A 19,913-nucleotide genomic window follows, 5' to 3' on the forward strand; every position below is an offset into this window, starting at 1 on the left:
GCCGCGATGGAGCAGGCGGGACCACCCGCTGAAACAGCTCCCACAACTCGTCTGGAACCACGCGCTCGACCATCACCACACAGTGCAGACTACCCAGTACGCCAAATGAGACGACGTCTTAGGTGGGTTGCGTGGGTACGCCGGCCGGGATGAGGCCGTGCGCTGGTCATGGCCCAGGCGCGGTCCCTTCGGCGGCGGGCGCCCGGCCCTGCCGGGGGAGACAGGGCCGGGCTCTCCTCCAAGCCGCCAGCGGGGAGCCAGGCCACAGGTGGGACGCGACGGTGGCATCCGGCGGCTGATGAAGACCGTAGGCCCGCCGCTCCTCAAGTCTCAAAGAACTTGCGCGAGTTTGCAGCAGCACGATTGACGGGCTCGTATAGGGAGCCCACGATCGATATGTCGCGCAAACTTGAGCAAGGTTGAGGACGGGAGACGAGCGATGAAGTTACGGTTCCTTGGCACCAACTCCACCAGCGGCGACTGCCCGACGCTGTATGCGACCGACCGCGACAGCTACATCGTGCAGGGCTGGCAGCTCTTCGCGAACGAGCTGCTTATGCAGCTCGACATCCCCGAAGGCGAAACGGCGGTGGAGGTGCCGACCGAGCTGTTCGAGTACCTGAAGGAGGATGGCCTTCCGGCCGTGGACATCAAGCGCTCCCAGGCCCCCATCATGATCCACACCCCGCAGGGCACGTGCGTCGTCCAGGGCAAGGCAGTCACCGACCAGGAAGCCCTGGCGCAGATGTCGATCCCGTACTACGAGACCTGCGTCGAGGTATCGAAGTCGGCCATCGCCGCCCTCCTGGAGGAACCCCGTGGAGCTGATCTCCAGCGCTGAGCGCAACCGGCTCTTCGAGCGCTTCCAGCAGGACGCCTTCCACCTGGAACTGCGCGACGACTACTCGGTACCCGGCGAAGACGGCCCATTCCACAGCTGGCTTGCGGGCGAAGACGTCGACTACGCCTACCTCAAGCCGTGGACGGAGCTCGTGCAGCAGTGCACCGCACGCGGCATGACGGTGCGTCGGGTCCGGGTCGTTACCGAGCCCCTGAGCCCCTACATCCAGTGGGAGTACGCCACCACCCCGCTGAACGAGGAAGCCGGCGAGAGCATCCGATGGCTGCCCAGACACCTCCTGCCGGACGGCGTCACCTTCCCCTTCGACGCAAAAGACTGGTGGCTGTACGACGACCGCCTACTCGCAGTGGGCCACTTCGATGCGGACGGCCGCGTCCTGGGCTCACACCTCATCGACGCCCCCGACGCCGTCGCCGAGTGCGTAGCCTTGCGGGACCTGCTGTGGACCCACGCCATTCCCCACGTCGATTACAAGCCCTGAACCCTCCGTGAGCACACAAGTAGACGAGGCGCTGCAAGCGCTTGGTGCCCGGCTGCGCGGCTTCCGCAAGGATGCCGGATTCGCCAGCGGCCGGGCCTTCGCGCATGCCGCCGCATGGCATGAGTCGAAAGTCTCACGCATCGAGCACGGCAAGCAGCGCCCGAGCGAGGACGATATCCGCCTCTGGTGCGGAATCACCGGCCAGGATGAGCACCTGGGCGACCTGATCGCCATCGTCCGCCACGTCGATGAACTCTGGCTCGAGTGGCGCCGCCAACTCCAGACCGGAGCCGAGAAGCGTCAGCACAAAGCCATCCCCATCTACGCCAAAACCAGAGTGTTCCGCATCTGGCACCCCACGGTCGTATGGGGAACCCTCCAGACAACCGAGTACGCCGCCAAGGTCTTCGAACAGGTCGTCAACTACTACGAGATCCCCGACGACTGTGAAGCAGCTGTAGCCCGCCGGCTGGAGCGCCAGCAGTACCTCTACCAGGGCGAAAGAATCTTCAACGTGCTCCTCGGCGAACAGGCCCTCTACACCAACTTCGGCGGCCCGCACGTGATGAAAGGACAGCTTGACCGTCTCCTGGCCGTCATGCGGCTGCCCCGACTCAGCCTCGGCATCGTCCCCCGCTCTGCCCCGGCCGCCATCTGGCCAGGCAACTCGTTCTCGATGTTCGATGACAAACTCGTCCTCGTCGAGACCTACTCCGCAGAGCTGTCCGTCTCCCAGCCCCGAGAAGTCGAGCTGTACGCCAAAGCGTTCGCCCTGCTCCAGCAGTCGGCCGTCTACGGCAACGCCGTCCGCGACCTCGTCTTCAACGCGATTCAGCACTTCGACCGGATGCCAACCGACTAGGAGGCCGGCCATATGCCCGAGCAGCCCAGCTGGCGCACGAGCTCCTACACCTCGCAAGACACGTGCGTGGAGGTCGCCGACAATGCCCTGCACGCCGTCATGGTGCGAGATACCAAGGACCGCGGCCGCGGAGTCATAAGCGTTCCGCCGGCAGTCTGGGCAGCCTTCCTGCGGTACGCAAAGGCATCAGCAGTAGGTAAGTGATAGGGAGCGATGATGCCCCGGTGATCTCAACGGTTACATAGCGGAGCTCTACGTCGCAGCGCGGGCCAGAAGCCAGGTGAGGATTGCCGCTCGGTCTACGACTCTGCCCTGCGCCTCGGGCAAGGGCCGTCATCGCACGCGCCGTGTGGCGGCAGGCGGGGACAGCCTCAACCTGCTGGTGCGTACGGCTGCGCATTCCCCGACCCCGATTGCGCAGCCCCGCTTCCGGGAGGCTGAAGGCTGCGCATGGCCGGGTTGTGCATCGTGAAGTCCTGACTGGCTGGCCGGGGTGGCCGCTGGGGACGTGCAACGGTTCGGCTGCTATGCAGTTGCCGACGGGTCGGTCTGCGCAACGTGCTGACCTGCTGTGGTCAGGGTCCTGATCATCATGACCGGGCGAGGGTGCGCAGTGACAACCGCGGCTCGACTCGGAGAACCTTCGACTTGGCCTATAAATCGAACACATGGCCTAATGGCGTGTATGGAGCACGCCACCTTCCCCCCCCCCAGACCTGATGCAGCTCCAAGCGGACTGGCACCGCACGTATGACAAATCCGTTAATGATCACCAGATGAGTGAAGCGCTGGCCTGGGAATCTAGTGATCGTTTCAGGATATAAGACGGTGAGGCGGTGCATCTCTGAGCTGGGGCTTTCGTGGAGCTGCGCTAGCTGGAGAGGTTTTGACGTGCAAGTTCAGTGATCGTCTCGGAATGTAGTGATCGGCGCGGGATTTCGAATTGCCTGCGGGTCGGGCGGATTGATTTTGTGCCGGTCAGGGGCTGCTCAGGAGGTGTCCCCGGGTGGCGGCTTCGGCCTGGCCCAGCCGCGGTCGCCTGGCGGGCGAGGCTGTCGAAGGGGGAGTACGACGACGGCGAGTGGGCCGACGAGGAGATGTGGGAGGGGGCCTACCCGGTGAACCGCGACCGGATCACAGACAACGCCCCCGGCGCAGTCCCGAACCACCCGCCTGCCCCCAGCCCCAGCGACGAGGACGGCCGGGTGTGGGTCACCACCCCCCACATCAAGCAGCTGGTGAGGCTCGTCCGGGACAACCACCTCGCGGCGATGCCGACCATCTACGACTCCTGGACGGGGAAGGCCAACGAGTCGCTTTTCAAGCCGTTCTACGAGGCGACCCGGAAGGCAAGGACCGAGCTCGTCCAGGTCGGCGGCGACCCCTACAAGGCGTACAAGACCCGGCTGTCGATCGCGCTGCGTCTGCTGTGGCCCAAGCGCCCGGCTCAGCGGTCCCCGTTCTGGCGGCCGGACTGGCGCATGAGCATGGTCGCCGAGGCGTCCGTCCGCCACTGGACGGTCGCGTTCAAGGCCGTGCAGGAAGGGCACACGCTCGTCGCGCTGCGCAACGTCGACGCGGCCGTCTTCTGGATGCCCGACGGCACCCCGCCCGCGACGTACCGGATCGGGACCGGCTTCGGCGAAGTGAAGGCCAAGTTCGTGCAGGCCGGCGAGATCATCCCCGAAGGTGACGACTGATGGCCGGCCCCACCGGACGTGGCGACTCCCTGGGCGCCGCCCTCAATGATCTCCTGCGCTCCCAGGTCACCCCCCGCCACCGGCTGTCGTCGTACAGCGCCAAGCACTGGCACGCCCAGCTCAGCCAGCTCACCGCGGGCAGCAGGCCCTCGCGGACGCCGGTCTCCACGTCACGACCAAGACCCTCATCAACTGGTTGTCCGACTCCGAGTACAACGTCCGCCGCAGTTACGTGGACATCATCCACACCGCGTATGAGAACGTCGCCGTCGTCCCCGCCGACCCGATCCCCGACCACATCAAGCGGGGCCAGTACGAGATCAGCGGAGTCGTGAAAACCGGGGACGACGAGCGCACCCGCGGCACCGTGGACGCCGCGCCCTTGCGGATCGACGGCAGCCGGGGCAACTGGGACGAGATCGAGGAGCTCTGGCTCGTCGGCGAACTCACCGACGACGAGTTCGAGGACCACTTCATCGACGACGTCATCGTGGAGGACATCGGCGAAGGCACCGACGGATGGGAGTTCCCCGGCGCCTCGTACTCCGGTAGCGGCACACGCGAAGCAGTCGAACCGCCCACCGCAGCAAGGAGATCCAGATCATGAGCCACCACCCAGAGCGGCGGAAGTTACCGCTGCTCGCAGTGTGCGGACAGACGGCCGTGAACGCCGGGCAACGTCCTGGCCTCCGTCGGCTCGACGGCGACTTCGGGGAGAGGACGAAGCCGTGGCTCAGCTGAAGATCCGGGACCTGCACGCATTCCTAAACCAGGCCCCCCGGCGAGGAGACCTTGAGCAGGACGGGATCCGGCTTGTACGACGGCACCGCGTTGCACATGTCCACGGTCGACGACCCGGACACCGTGATCGCCCACGCCGGTACCTGCGGGTTCACCACCGAGCCGTGGGAGGTGACCGCGTTCCGCGCCAGCATCAACCGTCGAGATGTGGCTGCGCCTCAACCCCGAGTACGGCGACCACCTCATGGACGTCGCACCCTTCTGGGCACAGCGCCCCGCCGCAATCGCGTTCACCGCGGGCGGGCACACGGCGGCGTTCCCGGTGATCGCCTGCCCGACGGCACCAGCCGACCGGCGCCCGTAGCGCGGTCGTCATCGAGGAAAGGACCGAGAGGTGAACGGACGCTCCCCGCGCTGTACGGAGACGCACCACGTCCGTATCCGACGGAGCGACAAGATCAGCAATCACGACTGCCCCACGTGCGGTGTCCCCCCAGGGTGTGGCCTCCGGCCGCGGCCGCGGCCGGTACCTCTGTCCCATCGACGGGTTCGTGGTCACCCTCGGCCAGACCGGTGTGCAGCTCGACCGACCCATGCGCCTGATCTTCCGGCCCGGCGAATTCGGCCGCTGGAAGCACGTCACCGAGCCGGGCGAGGTCGCCGCGGAAAGCCTGGAGCGCGTGGCCGCACGCGTCCTCGGCACGGGCTGCGTGGTGTCCGACCGCTACGACCCCGACCTTTATCTCGACCGTCCGGCGGGCTGGAAGTGGCAGGCCGGCCTGGTCCTGGTCGACGCCGACGATGCGGGGGATCCGGACACGTGGCTGGTCAACGAACGGCTGGTCTATCGTCAGTGCGCGACCTGCGCCAGCCGTATCCCCGACCTGCCCGAGCATCATGTCCCGACCGAGTGGACACCGCTCCGGACCTGGGCCACCAAGGGCCGCGGCCGGAACCGCCGCAGCCAGGTCCCCGTCGACCAGGGTTCTCACCCCGTCGGCAGCCTGGCCTGCCCGGACTGCGACCCGCGCGCCACCTCTACACACCGGTGAGGAACGGTGAACAACCGCCGAGAGCCGCTCCCTTCGCGCCGTACGGTGCCGCAGGCAACGGCTACCACCAGCAAGGCCCGCACCCCAGGGAGGGAACGCGGTGGCGAATGGCGAGGCACAGCGCCGGGCGACGCTCGCTCGTCAGCGCAGGCAGTGGGAGACCGAGACGGCCATGAACGCCGTGCTGTCGGACCCCGAGGTTCAGCGCCTCAAGCAAGAGATCGAGGAGCTGGAGGCCTCCCTGGCACGGGAGCTCAGCCCCATGTTTCAGCGTTTCCAAGCGCGGTTTGACCGAGCGGTCCAAGACGGAGACCTCGACCTTCTGAGCCGGTCGTGTCCGGGCAACCACGGCAGGTGGGGGAGGATCTGCGTCCTGGACGCCGGGCACGAAGCGCAGTACCCGCACCTGGGGACCACCTCCGAAGGGCAGCCGGTGGCCTGGGTGGGGCCCGCTCCGGACGATGACTGACCTGCCGGACCGGCAGGCGCGACGTACGACCCCGCGGTGAACGGGCGTTCGGCTCCGTGGCTGACTCCGCCAGCGGGTGTCAGCCGAGCGAGTTCTCGGACGTGATCGGCGTGCCGGGTGTCGGCGATGGCCACGACGTCGGGGGTGGGCCGAATGCGCGCCGAGCGGTCCACACGTGCTGAGCGGCGAGAGCAGCGGTGGCGCCCCCACCGATCACGGCGCCGAAGCCGAGCGGTGCTACTTGGCCGAGCACGACGATGCCCTCTTTGGTCCGGTGCTTCGTGACGAAGTTCGGTCCCATTACGCCGTTGATCTGGCGCAGCCTCGCAACGGGAACCTTGGCGACCGCCTGACGTCCCCAGTGTGGTCCGGTACGCGCGGCGACCCTGGGAATGGCTGCCGAGCCGATCCCGTAGAGCGCGACTCCGATGAGCATTCGCAGGCGCTGTCCTCGTCGTCGGAGACTCCGTGGACTTCGGCGATCGACAGCGCGAAAAGGGACCTCAGCTGAAGAGACGAGACAACCTCGCCTGCCGACGCGACTCCCGAGCCGAGGCCGGGCGCGGCCGCAAACGCTCCCACTACGGCGCCCCTCCCGGCGAAATCCCTGATGTACCTCCGCTCCAGGTCGCGGATGATCTGTGCTGGTGTCGCCTCCGGGTTCCATCGGCGGGCCCGGGCGATGTTCTCGCGAGCTCGTGGGCGCTGGTCCTCGATTACCTGGTTCAGGCGATCGCGGACCTGTTGCCTACGGAGGGCTGCTACCGGAAACGGTCCGTCGAGGGCACCTGCTGCCATGCCATGAACTCCCTAGATCATCACGTGTCGAATGAGTCTCCCACCCCGGCCGGCCGATCGGCTCTCGCATCAGATGAACGGCCGTCGCCCGCAACGAGAAAGGCAGTAAGGGCGGTTCCGTAGTAATCGGAACTCTGTGACTTGGCGCTGCTGCACCGCCGAATATGTACGCCCAAGGCGAGCGAGAAGGAAGTCCAAAAGGTAGGATGTCGTGCTGTTAGGCTCATAGGATGGGTCGGGACGGAGAGGCATGCCGCTAGAGAACACATCACGCGCGAGTCTTGTGGACTCGGTGATCGAGCAGGTCGAGGGCCTCATCAGAGAGGGCGAGTGGCCGGTCGGCAGCAAGATTCCTCCCGAGCCGGTACTGGCGGAACTGCTGGGGGTGGGCCGCAATACGGTGCGTGAGGCGGTGCGCGCGCTGGCGCACACGGGCCTGCTCGCCACCCGGCCCGGCGACGGTACCTATGTACTGGCCTCTAGCGGGCTGGGGGCTGCCGTCAAGCGACGGCTGCAGTACGGCACCGTGATTGAAGCGTACGAGGTACGGGCGAGTCTCGAACGGGACGCAGCGCGGTATGCAGCCGAGCGCCGCACCGAGGGCGATCTCGCTCGGATGCGTGATGCGCTTGCGGTCCGAGAGGTGGCGCAGACGGGACGCGAGGAGGACATCGACGCGTTCGTTGAGGCCGACCTCAAGTTCCATCGTGCAGTGGCCGCGGCCGCCGGCAACGAGGTCCTTGCGGAGCTCTACGGGCAGTTCAGTGACTCGCTTCGTATGGCTCTCCACTCGGTCATTGAGGCCCCCCTGCCTGAGGCTGTGCATCGCCAGGTGGCCGAGCACACAGCCATCGTGGATGCCATCGAGCGCGGGGATGCGGAGGCTGCCGAAGAGGCGGCGTTGAGCCATCTCTCGGCCGCTATGGACGCACTGCGCGACCTGTCGTGAACAGCGCTGCCCTTGTTTGACCCCCGCGGTCGCCCGCGGCGTCTTAGCGGATCGCAGGCGGGCGTCCAGGTCGGCAGAAGTCCTGATGCCGAATGGTGCTGAGGTGCCGCGAGCTTTCCGTGGCTTTGGAGGAGACAGCCGACGGAGTGCGAGCGGGAATGGTGACCGCATGCCCACCGGCTACAGCAGCCGCCTGAGAGCCCTGAGGTATTCAGTAGTGGCCTGGCGGCTCCGTGCTGTGTTCTCCATCGCTTCAAATCGACGTGTGCACCGATCCACCTCATGCGGTTTGTCCGAGCTGAGCACGGTACCCCAGGCGCTTTCGCTGTGCACTTGGGCTGGTAGGTCGCCCAGGCGCAGGATCGTAAAACCGTGGGCTGGGCGGTAGACGGGCCGAAGTGCCAGTAGCCGGATCGAAACCCAGTCTTGCTCGGCGAGCCCGATGAGCGCACTGACCTGCTCGCGCATAACGCCAGGGCCTCCCACGGGAGTTTGCAGCGCAGTCTCACCGAGAATCAGCCGCACACTGGGCGGAACCTCGCGGGTGAGAATGCGCTTGTTCCGCTCCATTCTGAGCTCTGTGTGCCGCTCCGCGTACTCAGGTGAAACACCCTCGGTCAGACGCTGGCCCTCGAAGCACGCCCGGACGTAGTGCTCTGTCTGGACCAGTTCGCACACGGCGGTCGGGTGGTACGAGAGGATCTCGGTCGCTGCGGCCTCAAGGGCGATAACACGCGGCATGCCCGCCGGCATGAAGGGGCGGTACCGCCACAGCTGATCCTCCTCACCGGCCTGCCGGTTCAGCTCGACGAGTTGCTCGATCAACTCCTCATCGCTGACCCGGTACCTCCTAAGAAGGGAACGCAGGGTGGCGGAGCCAATGGCAAGGTCGCTCCGCTCGATGCGTGCAAGTGCTGCTGGAGTCAGAGCGGGGATCTCCCGTACTGCCGCCGTGCGGGTCATGCCGCGTCTTCTGGTGGCCTCCACCGGCGGGCATGTCTCACGCAGTTGCCTTAGCCGGATGCCGAGTCGTAGACGGTCGGCGTTCGTCTCTCCCTGTGAGGCCGGCGAGAGGGACGATGAGCCGGGCTTTTGCATCGGCGCCCTTCCTTCCATCGATACAGTTAATTGCATACAATTAAAGGAGGCGAGGGGGTCGCCGTCGGGTACAGGCCGCGCCCTCGAGTGGTGCAGATGTCGCCTGAGTGCCTGGTGCAGATGCTGTTTTTGAGGTTCCAAGGCGCTGTTGGCGAGAGCCTGACGACGTGAGGCCTCTCGGTAGGTTACTACGATCTGTATACTATCGATGTTGCGATCAAGCGTGCCCGCCGGGTCACCGATGCGGTGTCCGCGCCCAGCGCAGGCGTGCCCGCGAATGCAGGGCAGACCCGGAAAGGAGCCCGCAATGTTGGATGTGATGGACCAGGCGTTGGCCTGGTATCGGGAGGGCATCCGGTTCTCCTTCGCAACCGTGGTGCGCACGTGGCGCTCGGCGCCACGCCCACCGGGAGCGACGATGGCAATCGCGGAGACCGGCGAAGTCGTGGGCAGTATCTCGGGCGGCTGCGTGGAGGCCGAGGTATATGAACTCGGCCTCCAGGCCCTGCGGACGGGAGAGCCGGCGTTCCGGTCATACGGAGTCAGTGATGACGACGCCCTCGCCGTGGGGCTGACTTGCGGCGGGGTGCTCGAAGTGTTCGTGCGGCCGGTCGACTGCGAATGGTTCCCGTGTCTGGAGCAACTGGCAGGGGACATCAGCGCGGGACTCCCCGTTGCGGTCGCCACCACCGTCGAAGGCGGGCCGCGCGCCGGGCGGGCTCGGCTCATCGTGCGGCCCTCGGGTTTCACGGGCTCGCTCGGCGACACGCGGTTGGATTCGCTGGCTGCCGCCTCGGCGTTGCGGATGCTGGCGCGCAGAGAAACCGGCTTGGTCCGCCCGGCCGACACGGGCTGCACGGTGAATCCGGACGTGCTCGTGGAGTCGTATGCACCTGCGCCACGCATGTTCGTCTTCGGCGCCATCGACTTCGCCGCCGCGGTGGCCCGGATCGGCAAGTTCCTCGGCTACCGCGTCACCCTGTGCGACGCGCGGGCCGTGTTCGCCACCAAGAAGCGGTTCCCCGACGCGGACGAAGTCGTGGTCGACTGGCCTCACCGCTACCTCGCCTCGGTACGCGAGTACATCGATGAGCGCACGGCCATCTGCGTCCTCACCCATGACCCCAAGTTCGACGTCCCCCTGCTGGAAGTCGCCCTGCGCACGCCGGCCGGGTATATCGGTGCAATGGGCAGCCGGAGGACGCACGACGACCGCATGCGCCGACTGAGTGAGGCAGGGATGACCTCCGATGAATTGGCTCGCCTCTGTTCCCCGATCGGCCTCGATCTCGGAGGCAAGAGCCCGCAGGAGACGGCCGTGTCTATCGCTGCTGAGATCATCGCTGAGCAGTGCGGCGGCAGTGGCCGACAGCTGGTCGACACCCGACGTTCCACGATCCACCCTCGACGGGAACTGAGCAGCACGGTAGCGCCACGCGTCTGATTGCCCGGCCCGTGTCCCTCAGGCGTGTACTGGGGGGCTGCTGAGGCAGGTCTCGCCATGGGGCCATATCAGTGGAAAGAAAACTGTATACTGAAAGGGTTCTCTGGGTGGGTCGCCGTCGATGTCGGGCTGCTGTGCACGGCGTAGTCGATAACGGTGAGGAAGGGATAAGACGTGGTCAGGCAGTCGGTCCGCGAGATCGGCCCGAAGGGGATCAAGACCCCTGGGACGATCACAGACTTTGCCACCGAGGAGATCCGGAACCGGATCGTGCTGGGCGTACTAGGCCCTGGGCAGAAGGTTCCCGTATACGAACTCGCCGACGAGCTGGGCGTGAGCCGGGTGCCCCTGCGTGAGGCCGTCCGCCAGCTCGAGGCAGAGGCGCTAGTGGACAACCTGCCGCGCCGTGGCACGGTAGTGCGCGCGCTCAGCCTGAGTGACTTGAACGATTCCTTTCAGATTCTGCAGGCCATCGAGCCGATCGCAGCGCGCCGCGCCGCCGAGGCGCAAGACGACGCCATCGTCACTTCTATGGAGCACTGGCTCGGGGAGATGCAGCAGCTGGCAAAGCAGAAGGTGCCGCAAGTCTCCAACGAGATGCTCCACGCGCACAGGGAGTTCCACTTCGCGTTCTTCCGGGCTGCCGGAGAAGGCGTCCTGCAGCGGCATCTCCGTATGCTCTGGAACACCTGCGAGCGCTACGTCATGAACAGCCTCCCCAACCCCGAGCGGCTGGTGGCCTCGGCGAGGGAACACGCTGAACTGGTAGAGCGGATCAAGGCCGGAGACCCGGATGGCACCGCGGGCGCACTGCACCGGCATCTGGATGCGAGTCTGAGCAGCGCTTTGGAATACCTTGTAGCCGCTGGCGTTCTGCCCGGCCCGCAGCAGGCAAGCTGATCCCTGTCATCCCTGCGTGGCGTACGCGAGGAACGCGAAGTCGCGGTTGACTGTGCTGACAAGCCGGCCGGTCACTCACCTGACGACGAAGAGGGGTTGTGCGGATGGCAGACAGCCGGCAGACAGACGGCTCCGCAGCCCAGCGTGCGTACGTCGAGATCACCGAACGCATGGCGACGGGCGAGCTGCGCCCAGGCGTCTGGCTGCGGGAAGAGTCGCTTGCCGCGTCCATGGGGATCAGCCGCACCCCGGTGCGAGAAGCCCTACGCAAACTCAGTTCTGAGGGCTTGGTCCGGTTCGAGCGCAATCGTGGCGCCCAGGTGGTGGCGTGGAGTCGGGAACAGATCTCCGAGATCTACGGGCTGCGCGCCGCGGTGGAGGGTTACGTCGCCGCCGTCGCCGCGCAGAACATCGACGAAGGCGTGCTGAGCAAGCTCGAGGCCAACCTCGCCGAGTACGAGCAGGCGATCGCCGAAGGTGGTGCCACGCGGCAGCGGGCGGCCGCACTGAACAATGAGTTCCACTCCATCGTGCTTGAGGCAACGGGCAACGAAAGTCTCGTCAGCCTGCTCAACGGTGTGCTCGGCCTACCTCTCGTGCGCCGGACATTCCTCCGCTACACCCAACGCGATCTTGAACGCAGCATCGAACACCACCGACAGCTCGTCGAGGCCCTACGCCGCAGGGACGCCGTGTCCGCCGAAATGATCATGAAGATTCATATCCGCGCGGCACAGCATGCCGTACTGCAGGCGCAGGACCCCAGTGACCTCAGCGGCGACTCGTCAGCCGACTGATCAGCGCACCGAGCAGGAAGGCCGCCACAACCGGCACACCCCGCTTCGCGACAGGCCAGGCCAGAGCCAGCGCATTCAGTTCCGACTCGGACTGGGGCGCCGGGCCGGCGTCGACCGGGCGCAGCGTGGGACTCTGAGTCCCCTCGCCACTGCCCGTCACCATCGCCTCCAGGTTGGAGGCGAACTGCCCGATCAGGCGGGCACCCACGTCAGCCATCGCGCTGCGGCCGAACTGCGCGACCTTCCCGGTGATCTGAAGATCGGTGCCGACAACCACCCTTGTCTTGTCCGGCCCCTCGCCGACCAAGTCGACGGTAACCGTTGCGCTCGCGGAACCCTTGCCGCTGCTCTCCTTGCCGCGGGCGGTGAGCACCATGCGGTGATTGGTTGCGTCGAGCTCGGTGAAGGACGCCGAACCGCTGTAGCCGACCTTGATCGGCCCCACCTTGACCGTGACGCCCCCTTCGTATTGTCCGTCACCGACGGGGGTGACCGTGGCCCCCGGCAGACAAGGCGCAATCTTGGGCACGTCAGTGAGCAGTGCCCAGGCAGCGTCCGGGGCGGCGGGCACGACGAACTCGTTGGTGAACTCCACGTCTTACTCCTTGTGGCTGGTAGTTGGTTATGCCTGATCGGCTGGGGGCTGGCTGGCCGCGGGTACCTGGGCCGCGATGCCCTCGTTGATCGTGTTCTCGACCGCCCGGACGATGCCGTTGTAGCCGGTGCAGCGGCAGATGTTGCCGGCCATCGCCACGCACACCTCGTCGCGTTGCAGTGGCTGCCGGTGGCGTACGAGGTCGTAGCCCGCCAGGAGCATCCCCGGCGTGCAGAAGCCGCACTGCAGTGCTCCTTCACGGGAGAAGTTCGCCCGCAGACGGTCCGCATCGGGTCCCTCGAGCGCCTCCACGGTGAGCACTTCGGCCCGTGCGCATGCTGCTGCCAAAGTGAGGCAGGACCGCATGGGCAGCTCGTCGACGAGAACGGTGCAGGCTCCGCATACCCCCTGTTCACAGCCCAGATGGGTACCGGTGAGGCCGAGGTGGTCCCGCAACAGGTCAGCCAGTGTGGTCCGGGCCGGGACAGTTACCTTTCGCCGCTGCCCATTGACACGCAGCTCGATGGTGACGTCATTCATTGCGTGGGTGCCTCCTCCACGGCCAGCAGTGCCCGGTGCACGGCGACCACGTGTAGTTGCAGGGCATGCCGGGCATGGGCGTCCGATCCCCCCGGTTCGGTACTGAGATCGACGGCGACCGAATCGACCAGGTCAGTGGGGGAGAGGTCACCCAGGGTGAAGTCCTTCACCAGCTGCTCGGTGCAGGCCAGGCGCACCGGTGTGTCCTTGGCCGCGCCGAGCCACAGGCGCGCATCGGTCATGCTTCCATCGGTATCGACTTCCAGTTGCGCGACGGCCAGCGATTCGGCGAACTCGCCCGGTTTGCGGGCCATCTTGTACATGCCCCAGCGGGTGTTGGCCGCCATCCGTGGGACCTCCACGCCCACGATCAGCTCGTCCGGTTCCAGGGCTGTGGCAAAGAAGCCGAGGAGCAGTTCGGTGACGGGGATACGCCGCACGCCGCGGACCGACAGGGCGTGCACCGTGGCGCCGACGGCCGACATCACGGTGGGCCACTCGGCGGAGGAGTCGCTGTGGGCCAGGCTACCGCCGACGGTGCCGCGGTTGCGGATCGCCGGATAGCCGATTCCCCGCGCCGCCTGGCTCAGCAGCCCCGCCGTGACATCGGGCACCAGCTGATGCTCGAACATCATGTGCGTGGTGGTCGCACCGTACGTCGCGCCGGTGTGGCTTTCCGTCGTCTGCCGCAGTTCGGCGATGCCGGTGATGTCCACGAGGTGCGCAGGCTCGGCCAGACGCATGTTCATGATCGGCAGGAGGCTCTGCCCGCCGGCGATCACTTTGACGTCGTCGCCCAGGCTGTTCAGCAGCCGGGCGGCCTCAGCGCTGGTGGTCGGCCGATAGTACTGGAAATCAATTGGCTTCATCGTGCTGCTCCCGCTGCTGCGGCCGTCTGCGATGCCTGGGCTTCCTGGAGAGCCGTCCATACCCGCATGGGAGTCATGGGTGTCTCGTTTGCCTTCGCGCCGAACTCGCGCAACGCGTCCGTGATGGCGTTGGCGATGGCCGCGGGTGGAGCGATCGCACCGCCTTCGCCCGCACCTTTCATTCCGAATACCGTGTTGGGGGAGGGCGTTTGGATGTGACCGATCTTGATCACCGGGATTTCTGTTGCGCCGGGCAGCAGGTAGTCGAGGAAGGTGGTGGCCTTCGGCTGCCCGTCGGCATCGTGGACGATCTCCTCAAGGAGCGCGCTGCCGATGCCCTGCGCGATGCCGCCGATGATCTGCCCGTCCACGATGAGCGGGTTCACTACGGTTCCGCAGTCTTCAACGATCCCGTAGTCCAGCAGCGTTGTTGCGCCGGTGTCGAGGTCGACCTCCACCACCGCGGCGTGCGTCGCGTAGGTGAAGGCACCCGTCTGCACGTCGGGTCGGTAGTAGTAGCTGACCTCCAGGCCCGCCTCCACCCCGGGCACGTGGTCGGGGGTGAACAAGAATTCCTTGGCCAGCTCCTGGTAGGAGATCGAACCCGAAGGACCAACCACGCTGTGATCCTCTAGCCGCAGGTTCTCCACCGGCTCCTTGAGCAGCACGGCACCGATGCGCTTGACCTTGTCCGCAAGGACCTTTGCCGCTCCGTGGGTGGCACCGCCGGACATCACCATGGACCGGGAGGCGAACGTGCCATCCCCCCGGGGGGTGAGGGCGGTGTCGCCATGCACGACGGTGACGTGCTTCGGATCGACGTCGAAGACTTCGCTGACGACCTGCGCCAGGGTGGTCTCCAGGCCCTGGCCGTGGCTCTTGATGCCGACGCTCAGGGTGAGGCTTCCGGTGGAATCCATCTCCAGCCGGGCGCCCTCCGTGCCGATGGTGATCGCCAGGCCGCGGGCCGCCCATTCGATGCAGCCGTGCGCGGTCTGCTCGCAGAAGGAGCCATAGCCGATGCCGATCCTGCGGCGCGAGTCCGCCGGCACATTCTGCTGGCGGTCCCGCCATTCCTTGTGCCCGATGAGTTCCACGACCTGGCGCACGGCCTCGGGGTAGTCGCCGCTGTCGTAGACCTTGTTGGCCACGGAGGTGTAGGGCATGTCCTCGGACCGCACCATGTTCTTGATCCGTATCTCATACGGCTCCATGTCCAGCTCGTGCGCAAGATCGTCGAGTGTCCGCTCGATGGCGAAGCAGGCACCGGGGCGTGCCACCCCGCGGTAGGGGCCCAGGGGGGTCTTGTTGCTGGCGACGCTGCGAGTTCGGAAGCGATAGTTCCGCAGCCGGTAGGGGCCGGGAATCATCGCGGAGGACATGGTCGCGTCCATCGTCGCCGTCCACGGATGCACCGAGTACGCACCGGCGTTGACGAGGATGTCGGCCTCGACACCGAGCAGCGTGCCGTCCTGGGCCGCATGTGCGGTGATCCGGTAGTGATGGTCGCGTGCCTGGGTGGAGGAGACCATGCCCTCCCAGCGGTCCTCCACCCAACGGATCGGGTGACCCAGCCGGACCGCCACCGCCGCGAGCGCGACCTCCTCCGGGTAGACAGAGCACTTGGCGCCGAAACCGCCGCCCATGTCCGGCGCGATGACCCGCACTCGCCGTGCTTCGATGCCGAGCAGGAGCGCAATCATGTCGCGGATCATGTGCGGTGTCTGGGTGGACGACCACACGACGAGCTGGCCGGTAGTCCGGTCGTCGTGGGCGATGACCCCTCGGGTCTCCAGCGGCACCACTGCCTGCCGGTTCATGGTGTACTCGCGGGTGATCGACACTGCCGCAGCCTGCGCTGCGGCGTCTACGTCGCCGATGTCGCCTGACGTTGTGACGAAGATGTTGTCTGGCCAGTCGTCGTGTACCAGAGATGCGTCCGGTGCGAGCGCTGAGGAGAAGCCGACCACCGCCGGCAGCGGTTCGATGTCCACGGTGATGCGCGCTGCCAGGTCTTCGGCCTCCGCGCGGGTGTCGGCGATGGCCATCGCGATGGGCTCGCCGACGTAACGCACCTTATCTACCGCGAGGTTGGGCAGCGGAGCGGTCCTGAAGCCTTCGAGCGTCGAGGTCGCGGTGAGGGGCTGGGCGATCGGCGCGAGGTCGATTCCGGTCCACACCGATCCAGGCGCTACGTCGTCGGGGACGGACACGTTCCTGATCCAGCCGTGTGCGACCTGGCTCCGGACGAAGGCAACCTCTTTGAGCCCGGGCATTTTCACGTCCGCGACGAACGAGCCCTTGCCCGCCAAATGCTTGGCATCCTCGCGTCGCGGTGTTCGGGTCCCGATTCCGTGGCGTCGTGCAACTTCGCCGTCATCGGCGGTCATGCGAGCCTCCTTGCTGCTTCAGGCAGCCCCTCGTCACTGTCCGGTGCACCCCGTCGGCTACCTGCGACTGCGGTGCAGCGTCCGGCCATGCGTGGGCCGCTGAGATAGATGGTATGCAACTTTGCAGTGGGTGGCCAACGGACCCGAGGCTGGCTGTCGCGTTCACCGTGTCCCCTCCACGGGTGCCGCCCCTTCATCCTCCGGGCGGCGCCCGACGTCAAAGCAGCCACGTCGTAGTACGGCCTCGACCGGACTCCAGGGGGTTGGGGTCAGGTTTTCGCAGCTTGCTCGCATCTGACCCTTGACTTCCAGGTGTCCGAGACCCACTCTTTGGAATATAGAATTCTATCTACTCCCGGGGCAACCACTACGTCACCCGGAGAAGAGCCGCTTCACCCTGGTCGCCGATCGGCGACCAAGTGTCATGGCGGCCCGCGCCTGACAGCCAGACACTGGCGAAAGATTGTATCCAATCAATCACGGATGGGTGGAAGCCGGCGTATCGGCGCCCCGACCGTGAAGAAGGAGATTCCCGCATGAACGCGACGAGCCGAGTGGCCGTGCTCTACGGGCCAGGCGAGCTCCGGATCGAGGAGCTCCCCCTGCCCGAAATCGGCAGGGATGACGGCTTGCTGAAGGTGGAGGCCACCGGGGTCTGCGGCACCGACATGGCCGCGTACCACGGCGTCAACCCCTACTACGAGCTGCCGTGCGCACTCGGACACGAGTTCGTCGGAACGGTCGTCGACATCGGTCCCGAAGCAAGCGCCCGATGGGGGGTCAGCGCCGGTGACCGGATCGTCGTGGAGGAGTACCTTCCCTGCGGCACCTGCAGGTCCTGCCTGGGCGGCGCCTACCAGATGTGCCGCGTACCGCGCTACGGCGGAAAGTCGATCCACAGCGGATCCGGCCTGTACGGCGCCTACAGCGACTACCTCTACCTGCACCCGCAGTCGATCGTCCACAAGGTCTCCAACGAGGTCCCCGCCGAGCTGGTACAGCTCTACATCCCCCTGTCCAACGGCCTGGACTGGGTTGCCGGGGTCGGAGGCTTGCGCCCCGGCGGCACGGTCGTCATAGTCGGGCCCGGCCCGCACGGCCTGTCCTGCGTGGTCGGCGCACGCGAAGCCGGTGCCGGATCCGTGATCGTCATCGGACGGCCCAGCGACGAGACACGCCTGGACGTGGCGCGTGCCCTGGGCGCCGACCACACACTCACCGGTCCGCTCGAGGACGTCCTCGCAGCCGTCGAAGACATAACGGACGGAAAACTCGCCGACACCGTGATCAACGCAGCCGATTCATCAGCCGCGTTGGATACCGCGCTCGCCGTCGCAGGAGACCGGTCGACCGTGGTGCAGGCAGGTCTGGCCAAGGGAGGCGGGGGCGGCGCCGAATCCATCGTCGACGCCATGAACCGCAAGGTCCTCACCCTCAGGGGAGTGCGAGGACGACCCAGCAGCGCCGTGCCCCCCACCCTCCGACTCATCGAATCGGGCAAGTACCCACTCGCCCGGATGTGCACGGGTCAATTCCCCATCGAGCAGACCGAGCAGGCCCTGACCCTCGCGGCCAAGGACCCTTCGGCGATCCGCTCCGTCATCGTCCCCACCCTCATCTGACCGAACTGATAGGAGGCAAGCACGTGAGCTCGGTCGACAGCGCCAAGGAACCGCTCATCACCGATGACTGGCACGTCAGCGGCAAGATCTACCGCGACCCCGAGATCTTCAACCGTGAGATGACCGCCATCTACGGGCGCACCTGGGTCTTCGTGGCCCACGAGAGCGAGATCCCCAACGGGGGCGACTACAAGACTGCCCACATCGGGCACCAGCCCGTGATCGTCAACCGCGGTGCAGACGACGGCACCATCCACGTGATGTTCAACCGCTGTCGGCACCGCGGAGCATCAGTTTGTCAGCGCGACTTCGGCAACGCCAACTACTTCCGGTGCGCCTACCACGGCTGGACCTACGACTCCACGGGCCAACTGACCGGCGTCCCTTTCGACGACGGCTACGGCGAGGACTTCGACAAGACCGTCATGGGCCTCGTGCACGTGCCGCGCGTCGAGAACTACCGCGGCTTCGTCTTCGCCAGCCTCAACCCCGGGATCGAGCCGCTGGCCGACTACCTCGGCCACGCCCGTCGCTACCTCGACTTCATCGCCGACATCGGGGACGCAGGCCCGGAACTGACCTCCAACGCGCACAAGCTCGTCTACAAGGGCAACTGGAAGCTCCAGGTCGAGAACACCATCGACCCCTACCACTTCTCCTTCACCCACAAGAGCTGGCTGGACATCCTCAAGGAACGAACCGGCACCAGCAGCCCCTGGGTCAAGAACGTGCGCACCAACCCGCAGTGGCGAGGCATCGACCTCGGAGGCGGACACGCGGTGCATGAATTCGGCAGCATCAACGGCGACACCGCCAACGCCCACGCTATCGCCATCGGCGAGCTGATCCCCTTCAACCTCAACGTGTTCCCCAGCCTGGCCTTCGTCGGGGCACACCTGCGACTCATCGTCCCCCGCGCCGCGGACGAGACATGGGTCTACCTCTACCCGATGCTCCCCAAGGGAGCCGATGAGGACACCCGCAACCGCATTCTGCGCGACCACGAGATCTTCTACGGCCCCGCCGGCTTCGGCTCCACCGACGACATCGAAGTCGCTTTCGACCGGGTCACCGCCGGCATCGAGAGCTCGGCCAGCGCAGCCGACTTCACCCTCATGAGCAGGGGACTGAATCGCGAAGAGATCGACGAGACCACGGGCATACGCATCGGCCGCTCCTCGGACGAGGTGCCCCAGCGGGCCTACCTGCGCCGCTGGCTGGAGCTGATGGAGGCCGGCAATGACAACGACTGAGGACACGACACTGCTTCCGGCAGTGCAACAGTTCCTATACGCCGAGGCAGCGCTCCTCGACGCGGAGGACTTCCCCGCCTGGCTGAAGCTGTTCACAACGGACGCCGTGTACTGGATACCGGCCATCGGCGACAACATCGACCCCAGCCGTGAAGTGTCCATCGTCCACGACGACGTTGCGGCCCTCAGCGAGCGTGTCTGGCGCTTCGACAGCGGCCTGGCGTACGCGCAGGAACCGCGGTCGCGTACTGCCCACCTCGTCACCAACGTCCGCCTCCTGGACGTGCAGCCCTCCGAGGGAGGCGTTCTGGAGCTGGAGGTCGAAGCCGGCTTCCTCATCGCCGAATTTCGCAGGGGCGCCCGTTACCAGCACGCCGGACGCTACGAATACCGGCTCCACCGTGAAGACGGCGAGTTCCGCATCCGTCGGAAGAAGGTCGAACTCATCAACAACGACGGCTACTTCGGAAACCTCAGCCTGCTTCTCTAGG

23 protein-coding genes are annotated in these 19,913 nt (G+C 66.3%); 16 read left to right on the top strand and 7 right to left on the bottom strand.

What is annotated here, in order from left to right; genetic code table 11:
* Positions 1 to 439: 439 nt before the first annotated feature.
* The 6 genes from ACIPM1_RS31540 to ACIPM1_RS31565 all read left to right on the top strand — a co-directional run bounded on the left by ACIPM1_RS31540 (position 440) and on the right by ACIPM1_RS31565 (position 4,512).
* The gene (locus ACIPM1_RS31540; protein WP_402440457.1) at positions 440 to 841 is read left to right on the top strand and encodes a hypothetical protein; all 402 of its coding nucleotides are present in this window, start codon (positions 440 to 442) and stop codon (positions 839 to 841) included.
* Positions 819 to 1,343 (top strand): DUF6879 family protein, encoded by a 525-nt coding sequence (locus ACIPM1_RS31545; protein ID WP_402440459.1) that lies wholly within the window; start codon positions 819 to 821, stop codon positions 1,341 to 1,343. The genes ACIPM1_RS31540 and ACIPM1_RS31545 overlap by 23 nt, the downstream gene beginning before the upstream one ends.
* A 7-nt stretch (positions 1,344 to 1,350) precedes the next feature.
* A complete protein-coding gene (locus tag ACIPM1_RS31550) occupies positions 1,351 to 2,205 on the top strand; it encodes a helix-turn-helix domain-containing protein (RefSeq protein ID WP_402440461.1) in 855 nt (284 codons plus the stop codon).
* 12 nt (positions 2,206 to 2,217) lie between these two features.
* Positions 2,218 to 2,409, top strand: coding sequence for a DUF397 domain-containing protein (locus ACIPM1_RS31555; RefSeq protein ID WP_402440463.1), 192 nt, complete (start codon positions 2,218 to 2,220; stop codon positions 2,407 to 2,409).
* A 914-nt stretch (positions 2,410 to 3,323) separates the two neighbouring features.
* Complete coding sequence (locus tag ACIPM1_RS31560; RefSeq protein ID WP_402440465.1) at positions 3,324 to 3,905, top strand: hypothetical protein; 582 nt, start codon at positions 3,324 to 3,326, stop codon at positions 3,903 to 3,905.
* Between the two features lie 196 nt (positions 3,906 to 4,101).
* The gene (locus tag ACIPM1_RS31565) at positions 4,102 to 4,512 is read left to right on the top strand and encodes a hypothetical protein (RefSeq protein ID WP_402440467.1); all 411 of its coding nucleotides are present in this window, start codon (positions 4,102 to 4,104) and stop codon (positions 4,510 to 4,512) included.
* A 157-nt stretch (positions 4,513 to 4,669) separates the two neighbouring features.
* On the opposite strand, the gene ACIPM1_RS31570 is transcribed toward ACIPM1_RS31565, so the two are convergent.
* On the bottom strand, positions 4,670 to 4,840 hold the full coding sequence (locus ACIPM1_RS31570; protein ID WP_402440468.1) for a hypothetical protein: 171 nt from the start codon (positions 4,838 to 4,840) through the stop codon (positions 4,670 to 4,672).
* A gap of 11 nt (positions 4,841 to 4,851) precedes the next feature.
* On the opposite strand from ACIPM1_RS31570, the gene ACIPM1_RS31575 reads away from it, so the two are divergent.
* The 3 genes from ACIPM1_RS31575 (at position 4,852) to ACIPM1_RS31585 (ending at position 6,167) form a co-directional block, all read left to right on the top strand.
* Positions 4,852 to 5,010, top strand: a complete 159-nt coding sequence (locus tag ACIPM1_RS31575) for a hypothetical protein (protein ID WP_402440470.1) — start codon at positions 4,852 to 4,854, stop codon at positions 5,008 to 5,010.
* Between the two features lie 121 nt (positions 5,011 to 5,131).
* On the top strand, positions 5,132 to 5,698 hold the full coding sequence (locus tag ACIPM1_RS31580; RefSeq protein ID WP_402440471.1) for a hypothetical protein: 567 nt from the start codon (positions 5,132 to 5,134) through the stop codon (positions 5,696 to 5,698).
* Positions 5,699 to 5,798: 100 nt separating this feature from the next.
* Positions 5,799 to 6,167, top strand: a complete 369-nt coding sequence (locus ACIPM1_RS31585) for a hypothetical protein (RefSeq protein ID WP_402440473.1) — start codon at positions 5,799 to 5,801, stop codon at positions 6,165 to 6,167.
* A gap of 79 nt (positions 6,168 to 6,246) precedes the next feature.
* Here ACIPM1_RS31585 and ACIPM1_RS31590 read toward each other — a convergent pair whose 3' ends face one another.
* Entirely contained in the window at positions 6,247 to 6,603 is a 357-nt protein-coding gene (locus ACIPM1_RS31590) for a hypothetical protein (protein WP_402440475.1), read from the bottom strand.
* 654 nt (positions 6,604 to 7,257) lie between these two features.
* On the opposite strand from ACIPM1_RS31590, the gene ACIPM1_RS31595 reads away from it, so the two are divergent.
* Entirely contained in the window at positions 7,258 to 7,914 is a 657-nt protein-coding gene (locus ACIPM1_RS31595) for a FadR/GntR family transcriptional regulator (RefSeq protein WP_402440477.1), read from the top strand.
* Positions 7,915 to 8,094: 180 nt separating this feature from the next.
* Here ACIPM1_RS31595 and ACIPM1_RS31600 read toward each other — a convergent pair whose 3' ends face one another.
* A complete protein-coding gene (locus ACIPM1_RS31600) occupies positions 8,095 to 8,877 on the bottom strand; it encodes a DUF5753 domain-containing protein (protein ID WP_402440479.1) in 783 nt (260 codons plus the stop codon).
* Between the two features lie 442 nt (positions 8,878 to 9,319).
* On the opposite strand from ACIPM1_RS31600, the gene ACIPM1_RS31605 reads away from it, so the two are divergent.
* From ACIPM1_RS31605 to ACIPM1_RS31615, 3 genes are all read left to right on the top strand, one after another.
* Positions 9,320 to 10,456: an XdhC family protein gene (locus ACIPM1_RS31605; protein WP_402440481.1), complete on the top strand. Its 1,137-nt coding sequence runs from the start codon at positions 9,320 to 9,322 to the stop codon at positions 10,454 to 10,456.
* A 174-nt stretch (positions 10,457 to 10,630) separates the two neighbouring features.
* Positions 10,631 to 11,356 (top strand): GntR family transcriptional regulator, encoded by a 726-nt coding sequence (locus ACIPM1_RS31610; protein WP_402440483.1) that lies wholly within the window; start codon positions 10,631 to 10,633, stop codon positions 11,354 to 11,356.
* 104 nt (positions 11,357 to 11,460) lie between these two features.
* Positions 11,461 to 12,153 carry a GntR family transcriptional regulator gene (locus ACIPM1_RS31615; protein WP_402440485.1) on the top strand — a complete coding sequence of 231 codons (693 nt, stop codon included), beginning with the start codon at positions 11,461 to 11,463 and terminating at the stop codon, positions 12,151 to 12,153.
* On the opposite strand, the gene ACIPM1_RS31620 is transcribed toward ACIPM1_RS31615, so the two are convergent.
* The 4 genes from ACIPM1_RS31620 to ACIPM1_RS31635 are packed head-to-tail and all read right to left on the bottom strand — an operon-like array spanning position 12,128 to position 16,547.
* Complete coding sequence (locus tag ACIPM1_RS31620; protein ID WP_402440487.1) at positions 12,128 to 12,748, bottom strand: SRPBCC family protein; 621 nt, start codon at positions 12,746 to 12,748, stop codon at positions 12,128 to 12,130. The two genes, ACIPM1_RS31615 and ACIPM1_RS31620, sit on opposite strands and share 26 nt — an antisense overlap.
* A 27-nt stretch (positions 12,749 to 12,775) precedes the next feature.
* Complete coding sequence (locus tag ACIPM1_RS31625; protein WP_402440489.1) at positions 12,776 to 13,288, bottom strand: (2Fe-2S)-binding protein; 513 nt, start codon at positions 13,286 to 13,288, stop codon at positions 12,776 to 12,778.
* Positions 13,285 to 14,157 (bottom strand): FAD binding domain-containing protein, encoded by an 873-nt coding sequence (locus tag ACIPM1_RS31630; RefSeq protein ID WP_402440491.1) that lies wholly within the window; start codon positions 14,155 to 14,157, stop codon positions 13,285 to 13,287. The genes ACIPM1_RS31625 and ACIPM1_RS31630 overlap by 4 nt, the downstream gene beginning before the upstream one ends.
* Positions 14,154 to 16,547, bottom strand: a complete 2,394-nt coding sequence (locus ACIPM1_RS31635; protein ID WP_402440493.1) for a xanthine dehydrogenase family protein molybdopterin-binding subunit — start codon at positions 16,545 to 16,547, stop codon at positions 14,154 to 14,156. Before ACIPM1_RS31635 ends, ACIPM1_RS31630 begins: the two co-directional genes overlap by 4 nt.
* Positions 16,548 to 17,083: 536 nt before the next feature.
* On the opposite strand from ACIPM1_RS31635, the gene ACIPM1_RS31640 reads away from it, so the two are divergent.
* The 3 genes from ACIPM1_RS31640 to ACIPM1_RS31650 are packed head-to-tail and all read left to right on the top strand — an operon-like array spanning position 17,084 to position 19,912.
* The gene (locus tag ACIPM1_RS31640; RefSeq protein WP_402440495.1) at positions 17,084 to 18,169 is read left to right on the top strand and encodes a zinc-binding dehydrogenase; all 1,086 of its coding nucleotides are present in this window, start codon (positions 17,084 to 17,086) and stop codon (positions 18,167 to 18,169) included.
* A gap of 23 nt (positions 18,170 to 18,192) precedes the next feature.
* Positions 18,193 to 19,422 carry an aromatic ring-hydroxylating dioxygenase subunit alpha gene (locus ACIPM1_RS31645; RefSeq protein WP_402440497.1) on the top strand — a complete coding sequence of 410 codons (1,230 nt, stop codon included), beginning with the start codon at positions 18,193 to 18,195 and terminating at the stop codon, positions 19,420 to 19,422.
* Positions 19,409 to 19,912: an aromatic-ring-hydroxylating dioxygenase subunit beta gene (locus ACIPM1_RS31650; protein WP_402440499.1), complete on the top strand. Its 504-nt coding sequence runs from the start codon at positions 19,409 to 19,411 to the stop codon at positions 19,910 to 19,912. Before ACIPM1_RS31645 ends, ACIPM1_RS31650 begins: the two co-directional genes overlap by 14 nt.
* Position 19,913 lies beyond the last annotated feature (1 nt).

This window comes from Streptomyces sp. NPDC086766 (genome assembly GCF_044746005.1).
Lineage (GTDB): Bacteria > Actinomycetota > Actinomycetes > Streptomycetales > Streptomycetaceae > Streptomyces.

Bases quoted from the DNA above. Each gene is read 5' to 3' on its own strand.
- ACIPM1_RS31540 (WP_402440457.1), top strand. From the start codon at position 440: ATGAAGTTACGGTTCCTTGGCACCAACTCCACCAGCGGCGACTGCCCG.
- ACIPM1_RS31555 (WP_402440463.1), top strand. From the start codon at position 2,218: ATGCCCGAGCAGCCCAGCTGGCGCACGAGCTCCTACACCTCGCAAGAC.
- ACIPM1_RS31570 (WP_402440468.1), bottom strand. From the start codon at position 4,840: ATGCTGGCGCGGAACGCGGTCACCTCCCACGGCTCGGTGGTGAACCCG.
- ACIPM1_RS31575 (WP_402440470.1), top strand. From the start codon at position 4,852: ATGTGGCTGCGCCTCAACCCCGAGTACGGCGACCACCTCATGGACGTC.
- ACIPM1_RS31590 (WP_402440475.1), bottom strand. From the start codon at position 6,603: ATGCTCATCGGAGTCGCGCTCTACGGGATCGGCTCGGCAGCCATTCCC.
- ACIPM1_RS31600 (WP_402440479.1), bottom strand. From the start codon at position 8,877: ATGACCCGCACGGCGGCAGTACGGGAGATCCCCGCTCTGACTCCAGCA.
- ACIPM1_RS31605 (WP_402440481.1), top strand. From the start codon at position 9,320: ATGTTGGATGTGATGGACCAGGCGTTGGCCTGGTATCGGGAGGGCATC.
- ACIPM1_RS31615 (WP_402440485.1), top strand. From the start codon at position 11,461: ATGGCAGACAGCCGGCAGACAGACGGCTCCGCAGCCCAGCGTGCGTAC.
- ACIPM1_RS31625 (WP_402440489.1), bottom strand. From the start codon at position 13,288: ATGAATGACGTCACCATCGAGCTGCGTGTCAATGGGCAGCGGCGAAAG.
- ACIPM1_RS31630 (WP_402440491.1), bottom strand. From the start codon at position 14,157: ATGAAGCCAATTGATTTCCAGTACTATCGGCCGACCACCAGCGCTGAG.
- ACIPM1_RS31635 (WP_402440493.1), bottom strand. From the start codon at position 16,547: ATGACCGCCGATGACGGCGAAGTTGCACGACGCCACGGAATCGGGACC.
- ACIPM1_RS31640 (WP_402440495.1), top strand. From the start codon at position 17,084: ATGAACGCGACGAGCCGAGTGGCCGTGCTCTACGGGCCAGGCGAGCTC.
- ACIPM1_RS31650 (WP_402440499.1), top strand. From the start codon at position 19,409: ATGACAACGACTGAGGACACGACACTGCTTCCGGCAGTGCAACAGTTC.